The 8,796-nt window shown below is 39.3% G+C and carries 7 protein-coding genes; 1 reads left to right on the top strand and 6 read right to left on the bottom strand.

The window, feature by feature from the left end; all coding sequences use genetic code 11:
• Positions 1 to 61: 61 nt before the first annotated feature.
• From E1176_RS10780 to E1176_RS10755, 6 genes are all read right to left on the bottom strand, one after another.
• On the bottom strand, positions 62 to 1,114 hold the full coding sequence (locus tag E1176_RS10780; protein WP_155210620.1) for a hypothetical protein: 1,053 nt from the start codon (positions 1,112 to 1,114) through the stop codon (positions 62 to 64).
• Between the two features lie 206 nt (positions 1,115 to 1,320).
• Positions 1,321 to 1,770, bottom strand: coding sequence for an outer membrane beta-barrel protein (locus tag E1176_RS21260; protein WP_343030527.1), 450 nt, complete (start codon positions 1,768 to 1,770; stop codon positions 1,321 to 1,323).
• A 37-nt stretch (positions 1,771 to 1,807) separates the two neighbouring features.
• Positions 1,808 to 3,766, bottom strand: a complete 1,959-nt coding sequence (locus tag E1176_RS10770; protein ID WP_185152749.1) for a TonB-dependent receptor domain-containing protein — start codon at positions 3,764 to 3,766, stop codon at positions 1,808 to 1,810.
• A 129-nt stretch (positions 3,767 to 3,895) separates the two neighbouring features.
• Positions 3,896 to 5,164, bottom strand: coding sequence for a sensor histidine kinase (locus E1176_RS10765; RefSeq protein WP_155210617.1), 1,269 nt, complete (start codon positions 5,162 to 5,164; stop codon positions 3,896 to 3,898).
• Positions 5,161 to 5,841, bottom strand: a complete 681-nt coding sequence (locus E1176_RS10760; RefSeq protein WP_155210616.1) for a response regulator transcription factor — start codon at positions 5,839 to 5,841, stop codon at positions 5,161 to 5,163. The genes E1176_RS10765 and E1176_RS10760 overlap by 4 nt, the downstream gene beginning before the upstream one ends.
• A 192-nt stretch (positions 5,842 to 6,033) precedes the next feature.
• Positions 6,034 to 8,115: a T9SS type A sorting domain-containing protein gene (locus E1176_RS10755; RefSeq protein ID WP_155210615.1), complete on the bottom strand. Its 2,082-nt coding sequence runs from the start codon at positions 8,113 to 8,115 to the stop codon at positions 6,034 to 6,036.
• A gap of 398 nt (positions 8,116 to 8,513) precedes the next feature.
• Here E1176_RS10755 and E1176_RS10750 point away from each other — a divergent pair.
• The coding region (locus E1176_RS10750) for a MerR family transcriptional regulator (RefSeq protein ID WP_155210614.1) at positions 8,514 to 8,796 on the top strand (283 nt) is incomplete at its 3' end.

The raw sequence follows: 8,796 nt of genomic DNA, 5'->3' as shown, positions 1-8,796 counted from the left end.
AAAAAATGGCTTAAAGCAGATGATGTTCATCTGCTTTAAACCATTTCTCATAAAGTTTTTATTAGAATTTGACCTTCTTTATCGTATATGACTGTACTTCTGGTGCGCCAGTGAGCAACTTATCAATCTCGCCATATAAGACATACACTTGATTGTATACACGAGTCAATGTGGTTGGGAAGTTATCGGGCACCGGCATAAAATCTACAACCTGGGCCGACTTCCAGTTATCTCTGGTTTTAAGCTTGTATACACCTGTTGGGCCAGTTACAGCCGGTGAGAGCGCATTGCCTACCATAAGTAAAGTATTACGATCGAGGAAAAGTAATCCGTCTGGTGATGCTATATCAGCATCAATCGCTATTTCCTGCACGTCAGAAGGATTGCGTAGAGAAACCTTAAGGAGCTTGCCTTGATCATAGTTAGAAACGATTAAAAAACCTCCAATATTCCAGGCAATACCATTGAGCCCAAAACCACCCGGGTTGCCAAGAAATGCTTCGTTCTCTGTCAGAATACCTTCGTTACCTCTTCGATCAACCTTATAGATTACCGGTGAGAAACTATCGGTGATGTATATATTGCCAAACCAATCGTAAGTGAGGTCATTGATGAATTGAGGTCCGCCAGATAAACCAGATAAATCAAAAAAATCGAGTTGATAATTTTTATGTGCTTTAAGCACACCTACTTCTGCCAGCGTGCCTATTGTGGATGGTGAACTGAATTCACTCACACCGACATCTCCGTTACAGGCGATTATCCTTTTCTGGAAAGGTTGAAATTTAACTCCTGCAGTAGAAATCAAATCACCTTCACCTGTTAGCGTTTCTATATTCCCATCAAAATCTACACTACTAATTACCCCTTTTCTCACGGAAGAAATATAAAATTTACCTTTCCAGGGATCGAAAGCAATGCCCTCCGGATAGAGTCCCGGAAAATTTACTAAAACCTCATCGGGCAAGAGGTGAAAGTTCTGAGCATAGTTTATCTCTTCACTATTCTCGATGGAAGTGTTTAAGTCGGGCTTAATCTCGTCTTCCAACGCTGTACTACAACCTACAAATAAAACTGAGCCAAAAAGCAGACAAGCAATGATTGATTTTCTCATAAGTATTTAATTTTTAATTAATTACGTCCTTTTTGGAGAGGGAGAGTTACTTAGAGAAAAGCTATATTTTGGAGCTTTGAATAGAGTAAATTAATGTTTAAAGTTTAAAAATCCTATGAAATAAGCAGTCAAATGTCTTTAAAAAGCAAAAGGCCGCTCCCCAGCGGCCCTTCTGATTAACCCAAAAAACAACCTATGAAACGGGGTTAAAATTCCATATCGTCACCATCATCACCACCTCGCTCTCTCGACCTTTGCTTCTTTTGATTGATTCTGTAAGTAAATGAAAGTCTTACTTGTCTTGATCTCCACTGAAACTCAGATTCTTCGATAAAATTTTCAGTAACCGTTTCGCCTCGGTATTTTCTACTATTAAACAAATCTCTTACCGACAAGTTCAACGTTCCGTTACCATTTATCACATCCATATTGGCTCCTAAGTCTATGGTGTACAAACTTTTACGTGTTCCCTGTGTCCCGTTTTCAGGTGCACGGTAGTTACCACTAACCTGTAAGTCTACTTTACCTAGTTTAAAGCGGTTATTTAACCTAAAACGAGCTGTGTAGGCATCACGATCTAATGACACTGACAAAGAATCGCCAGACACATAAGAACCCTCGGTAATTGCTCTATATAAATTCACATTACCGTTTATGTTAAACCAATCGGTTGCATCTAAATTGAAATTGGCCTCAAAACCGGTATGCGTTTTCTGTTCCTATATTTCTGGGGAAAGAGATTGTGTTTATACCGTCTTCCGAAGTTTTTATTCTGTCGATAACTCCTGTTGTATATCTGTAATAGGCACCGACATAAATTGAAGATTTATTGAGATTATTTAACAAGCCAACTTCATAAGAGTCAGTGTACTCAGGGTCGAGATCTGTATTACCAGTTCTTATATTTCTCGGGTCGCTAAAAGAAAAGAATGGATTAAGGTACCAAAATCGAGGTCGGGAAATCCTGCGGCTATAACTTGCCTGAAGGGTGCGTGAAGCATCTAATTTATAGGAGAGAAAAGCACTGGGAAAGAAGTTTAAGTAATTCTTTTCGTTGGTTGCGTCTGTCTCTCGCTGAAAAGTTGTGATATAAGTTTGCTCAGCCCTTAAGCCTAATTGGTAGCCCCATTTATTCATCTTATTTTCGAATATGGCATAAGCTGCATGCACATCTTCATTATAGACAAACTTGTTAGAAAAGTTACCCAAAGGCATCCAATCGCCTTGATCATCGATTTGTTCTACCAGGTAGTCGCTAGATATCTCTCTGAGCGTACCACGATACCCGGCTTCAAATTTTTTGCTTTTAGAAATCGGGTAAACGTAATCTACCTGCATCAGTATATTTCTATCTCCTTGTTCGTTGATCGATCTCTGATATCTGATTTGATCTGAATCGGTGAGCAAATTGGCCGAATCAATGGCAGAACTTTCTACTTCGTCATTATCTCTAAATTGAAATTCGGCAGTTAACTCATGCCCCTCACCTTTCATAATTCTTCGATAACTCATCTGAAATTCATAGTTATCATCATCTTCTAGCTCCACATCCTTTCTAAATGTGTTACTGAATAGTTGCCTATTTTCGTTCCTATCAAAATAGGTGATCTCGGTAATATTTTCTTCGTCAGATATTCTGGTCAGACCTGACGCAGTAATGATGTTATTTTCATTAATATAAAAATCAGTCCCAATTCTGAAGTTGTGAGAGGTGCCACTTCTTAAGCGATCATTATCTATGAAGGTATAGAGCGTGGTATCATTGCCAAACGAAGTACGATTTGTAAATCCGCCACCAGGGTTTTCTCTGTAGTTTATACCATAGCTACCAAATAAATTGAAGCTTCCGGCTCTGTAATTGACGTTGCCTGAAAAACCATAGTTATCAGGATAACCTGCATTGGCAGTAAAAGCTCCATTAAAACCTTTTTCTCTTTCCTTCTTCAGGATGATATTTATAATTCCGGCACTACCTTCTGCATCATATCTGGCCGAGGGGTTAGTTACCACCTCAATTCGCTCGATAAGGTCGCCTTGTAGCTGTCGTAAACCATCGGCATTGCTAATGCCCACCAAACCTGAAGGTTTTCCATTTACGAGAATACGCACATTGCTACTTCCTCTCAAACTTATATTACCTTCCACATCTACACTTACAGAGGGTAGGTTATCCATGATTTCAGAAGCGTTTGCTCCAATATTGGCTAAATCTTCTCCTACGTTAAAAACTCGCTTATCGAGCTCCAGTTGCATTTGGCTTTTATTAGCCGAAACAACCACTTCATCTAAAGTTTCTGTATCGCTCGATAGTGTAAGTGTACCAGCATCAACTACTCGGTTTTCTCTATTAAAAACTATGTTATCAATAAACTTCGTCTCATAACTTATAAACTGAAGTCTCAAAATATGTGGCCCGGGTTTTCCTTTAATTTCGAATTGACCTTGTGCATTTGTAATGGCACCATCTACCAATGTGCTATCGGCAGCTTTAAGCAAACTGATGGTAGCATACTCTAAAGGTTGACCCGTTTGCTCATCGAGCACTACTCCAATGACCTTAAACGGATTTTCTCCAGTTCCTCGTCTCTGATTCTGTTGCGCAGCGAGTTGTGATGATATAAATATTAATAACAGTAAAATTCTGATTCTCATGGCCTTCATGTTTAACTAACTGCTAAACTAAAGGCAGTGTTTGAGCAAAACTTGAATCAATATTGAAGGAAATCTGAAGTTTTTTATTTTATGCCTTGAGGTTGATGAAACCTCGATTTTCTTAAGCTGTTATTGTGGCTTATGTTGAAAAGAAACAGTGAGTTTGTGCTTACCATTGGCATAAATGTAATCTACTTCAAAACCATTGGCGTCACAAATTTTCTTTACTATAGCCAGCCCTAAACCTATAGACTCAGCACTTTGATTACCTTTTTTAAACCTGTCAAACAAAACATCAGGATCGGTGAGCAATGGGTTGCCGGTATTTGTTATGCTTAACTCATCGGTGGTGAGGTTTACATATATCTCACCCTCCTCAAAATTATGTCTCACAGCATTTTGCAACAGGTTGGTCAATAGTATATTACAAAGCACATCGTCTATTTTGAGCTTAACATTGCCCGTAATATCCTTATGCAGTTTGATCGATTTTAAGTTTATCAGTTCTTCAAAATCAAAAATCTGTTGTTCAAGTTTAGCGCTCAGGTTTACCTCATCTTTACTTTCAAATTCTTTATTTTCAATCTTTGTAAGTAATGAAAGTGACTTATTCATTTTTGATAATCTTCTGATTGAGTCCTGGGCAGAAACAATCATAGACATTTGTTCATCAGTCAGATTATCAGCATTTAGGAGCATCTCGAGTTTACCACTAGCGATAGTCAGAGGTGTTTGCATCTCATGAGAAGCATTTTCTGTAAATTCTTTCATTGCCAAATAGTCTCTTCTCATTTTCAGAGTCATCTCTCCCAAAAATATATTCAGCTTATTAAACTCTGAAGTCGATGATTTTGAAAACTTAACATCTTCATTATTACTAAGCCTGAAGTTTTTGATGATTTGCAGTGTATGATTAAAAGGCTTGAGTAAAAAGAATGAGGCTACACCACTTAAAATCAGCACCACAACGGTTAGCAAGATGTACATTTTTATTAAAGACTCTTGCACCCCTTCAGCGATATCATCTTCTTCCACAATCAGGTCAAACATCGATATTTTATACGACCTGCCTTTCACATTTTTGATTACATCGAGCTTTACATGTGGCTCCATACGCTGCAGTGTGCTATGCATCACGATGGTGTCGCTATAAATAATTTCCGTTTCTTCTTCTAACACAGCGAGTGGCAAAATGCTGATTTTATCTCTTTTAAATGGTTTATCGAGATTTCTACGCTCAATCATTCTGATGGCAGAGTTGAGCCTTTCTTTTAAAAAGCGCTGTTGCTCCAAATCCACTTCCCTTTTTATTACCTCAAAGGTGATAATACCCCCTAAGGCAAAAACCAGAAGTGAAATGAAAAGATAGAGAATCGTGATTTTTAAAATCAGCTTCATGTATTCGTATTAAATTTATAGCCGGACCCGTACATCGTTTGGATGTAATCACGCCCACCGGCTGCAGTGATTTTCTTTCTAAGGTTTTTTATATGCTGGTATACAAAGTCAAAAGAATCCATAGAATCCATATAGTCTCCCCACAAATGCTCCGCTATTGATTGCTTGGTAAGTACTCTGTTCTTATTTACAATAAAAAATAAAAGCAGCTCATATTCCTTTCTGGTGAGGTCCAGCAAGTTGTCGTTTACCCGTACATCAAGTGTATCAGTGTTTATAGAAATTTCATTTAGCGTCATCTCATTGGCACCGCTCAATTGCCTTCTTCTATAGATGGCTTTTATACGGGCATTGAGTTCTGATAAATGAAAGGGTTTTGAAAGGTAATCATCCGCACCAAGCTCAAGCCCCTGTATACGGTCGTCTAATGCATTTTTTGCTGATGAAATGAGCACCCCTGTATCGGGTGTATGCCGTTTGAGGTATTGCAATATTTCTAGTCCGTTACCATCTGGCAACATTATATCGAGAAGTACAACGTCATAGTCAAAACCGGCCAGCTTTTTTATTGCGGTCTCATAAGTTCCGACAGACTCCACCACATAGCCTTCCTTGTCGAGATAACCTTTTATATTTTGTGCTAAATCAATATTGTCTTCAACCAGCAGTACTTTCATTTTCAAATCATCATACGGTAGTCGTTATTTTTAATAACAAATCAACGTAACTACACAGTTCTCCTAATCTAATCAACCCAAATATATAAGCCTTTTTTGAAGAGATTCTGAAGTTGGCCGGTATGAGTTAAATCCAATAAAAAAGGGGCTGAAAAAATCAGCCCCTTCAGGTTTACAGGTCGTTGGTTTATGTTATTGTTTTACAAGCTTATGTACAACAGTATTTTCGCCATCTGTAACTTTTACAATGTAGAAACCTGACTCAAGACCAGAAACATTTACTTCAGATTGGTTTCCGGTGATCACACCTTGCTGGTAGATTCTACCGGCAGTGTTTATGATCATGTAGTTAGGTGCTTTCATTTTACCAGAGTAGATAGTCACTTTGTTGTTTGCAGGGTTAGGGAATATTGAGAAACCTGCAGGTGCCTGTCCTTCTCTTGTTACTGTAGAGTTAGCAGATCTTGCTCCGGCTCCTACGCAGAAATTAGTAGTTTCACTAGATCCAAACGATCCACCTGAAGCAAGCGTAGATCCGCCAGCTGTAAGTGAGTAAGAACCGTTTCCGTAAGAACAGCAGATACCATCACCGTAAGTATCGCTAATGACGAAGTCGTAGCATCCATCATTCAATTCGATATTCTGAGTTACAGTAGAGCCATCAGGCTGTTGACCGTAAGTTCCGCCAGAAGCAATTACTGTTGATCCACTTCTTATCTGCCAGCTTGTCTCCTCAGGGTAATTGTCTAAAGTGATAGAAAGGTTTACAGTGGTAGTACCACCACCGCCACCGCCACCAGAGCCGCTAAGGCTGATAGCGTCTACCGCCATATCTCCTTGCCAGGTGTTACCAGTAGTTCCTACAAATCTTAATTTTACGTCATCTCCTAAGTAATTGCCAAGGTCAACATTTGCTGCTGCCCAGCTATTACCCTGGTTTCCACTTTTAGACCAGATAGTTCCCCACGTGCTACCATCAGTAGTAGCTTGTAATTGTAGGCTACCCATATTTGACGCGCCATACATGTGGTATCTGAAAGAGAAAGTTGCGCTGCTCTGACCAGCAAGGTCGAAGCAAGGGCTTTCTATAATACCTGTTTTGTTAGAGTAATTAGGACTAGAAGCCTCTACATACATGTAAAAGCTACCTGCATATGCACTAGAAGGTCCAGTGTTTCTTGAAGGTGTACCACCACTTCTACGAGTCCAGTTGAAGTCATCTCCGCTGGCATTAGACCATGCACCAAAGCTGCTTTCGAAACCTTCGCTGTAGCCAGGAGTTTCTGTAGCAGAACAAGAGAGGCCTCCCCCACCACCACCGCCACCAGGCGTATAAACAGGGTCTAGCAGGAAGCCTTCACGACCACCGCCACTTGAGAACGTAGCCTGCATTCTTGAATCCTGACCAGCAGAAAACATAAACATACAAGCATCGTCTACATAGTCCATGTAGTTCATAAACATATCACTCTGACCACCAGCACAGCTGTTTGTACCTGCTGAAGGACAACCATAGTTAGGGTTACCTGCTACTGGAGTATCGCTTACGAAGTCATCTTGAGAGCAGTTACCATCACCCCAGATATGACGAAGGTTTAACCAGTGACCAACTTCGTGAGTCGCTGTTCTACCTCTGTTAAAAGGAGCAGAAAGGAAAAAAGAACCTCCACCAGATACAGAAGCGTCACCAAAATACTGAGGAGACATTACTACCCCATCAGTGCTTGGGTTACCACCAGGAAACTGAGCGTAACCTAAGATACCACCACCGATATCAGCAACCCACATGTTAAGGATTCTTGCAGGCTCTATTGGAGGGTACTCATACTTTACAGCATCATTAGTACCCCATGTAGATCTGCTATTTGAGTAGCGCTTAGTTTCGATCAACTCAAACCTTATATCGGTATCACCAGATCTTACGCTGGTAAAAATAGAAGGTGTATTGTTGTAATCGCTATTTGTAGCACTAAAATCTTTGTTTAATCTATCAATCTGAGATTGGACCTGAGCATCAGAAATATTCTCATTTGAGTTGGCGTACACCACATGTACAATACATGGAATTATAATTTGCCCACCTTCTTGTCTGCTTTCAGGATTTTGTACAAATCGAGCTGTGAGTGCCTCGATGTCTGCCTGACGTTGCGCATATTCCGGATTGTTTTTTAGCATTCTTTCGTGTACCTCGTGCGAAGCACACTCACGCTGCTGAGCGGTTGCGAAATAAGAACAGCACACTGCCGCTCCAAAAACTAGTAAACGTTTTAACATAGATTAACGGTTTATAGGTTGAAAATAATTAAGCCATCATCAACCCAAACCAATATGGAATCTGGTTAAAATACACCTAATCTGAAGTTAGGCATTTGGTAAGAAACGCGATACTTCCGAGTATCACTACTAAGAAGAATCAATGGTTTAGGTTGAAAATTTGACTACGCTATTTAAGTATTTTTTTTCAGAAGACATAATTTATATGGCATTTAATCGTTATTTCAAAATTTAATTTCATACTATCTATAAATCACAATATTTTAGATAATATATTTTCAAAAACACCTCCTAAGCCGAGTAAAGTGTGTTTTACCAATTTATTTTGTCGAATATTTGAATGAAATGATTAAACATTTTATTTATGCAGCTGTTTTGCAATGAAAGCAAATTAGGCTATGGGTAAGTATTCGATTAAAGAACTAGAAAAGCTGTCTGGTATTAAGGCACACACCTTAAGGATATGGGAAAAAAGGTATGGTATAATATCTCCCGACAGAACAGACACCAACATAAGAACTTACTCAGATGTAGAGCTTAAAAAGCTCCTCAACATTGCCATTTTAAATCACCACGGTTTTAAGATCTCTAAAATTGCCAAGCTCTCTGAAGATGAGATCATGCAGCATGTAGCTCACCTGAGTGAAGATGACAACGATAGTCTTGATATATATATAGATC

The sequence above is a fragment of the Fulvivirga aurantia genome (assembly GCF_009711475.1).
GTDB classification, from domain to species: Bacteria; Bacteroidota; Bacteroidia; order Cytophagales; family Cyclobacteriaceae; genus Fulvivirga; species Fulvivirga aurantia.
This window is presented reverse-complemented; position numbering and strand designations above follow the sequence as displayed.

Bases quoted from the DNA above. Each gene is read 5' to 3' on its own strand.
- E1176_RS10780 (WP_155210620.1), bottom strand. From the start codon at position 1,114: ATGAGAAAATCAATCATTGCTTGTCTGCTTTTTGGCTCAGTTTTATTT.
- E1176_RS10770 (WP_185152749.1), bottom strand. From the start codon at position 3,766: ATGAGAATCAGAATTTTACTGTTATTAATATTTATATCATCACAACTC.
- E1176_RS10765 (WP_155210617.1), bottom strand. From the start codon at position 5,164: ATGAAGCTGATTTTAAAAATCACGATTCTCTATCTTTTCATTTCACTT.
- E1176_RS10760 (WP_155210616.1), bottom strand. From the start codon at position 5,841: ATGAAAGTACTGCTGGTTGAAGACAATATTGATTTAGCACAAAATATA.
- E1176_RS10755 (WP_155210615.1), bottom strand. From the start codon at position 8,115: ATGTTAAAACGTTTACTAGTTTTTGGAGCGGCAGTGTGCTGTTCTTAT.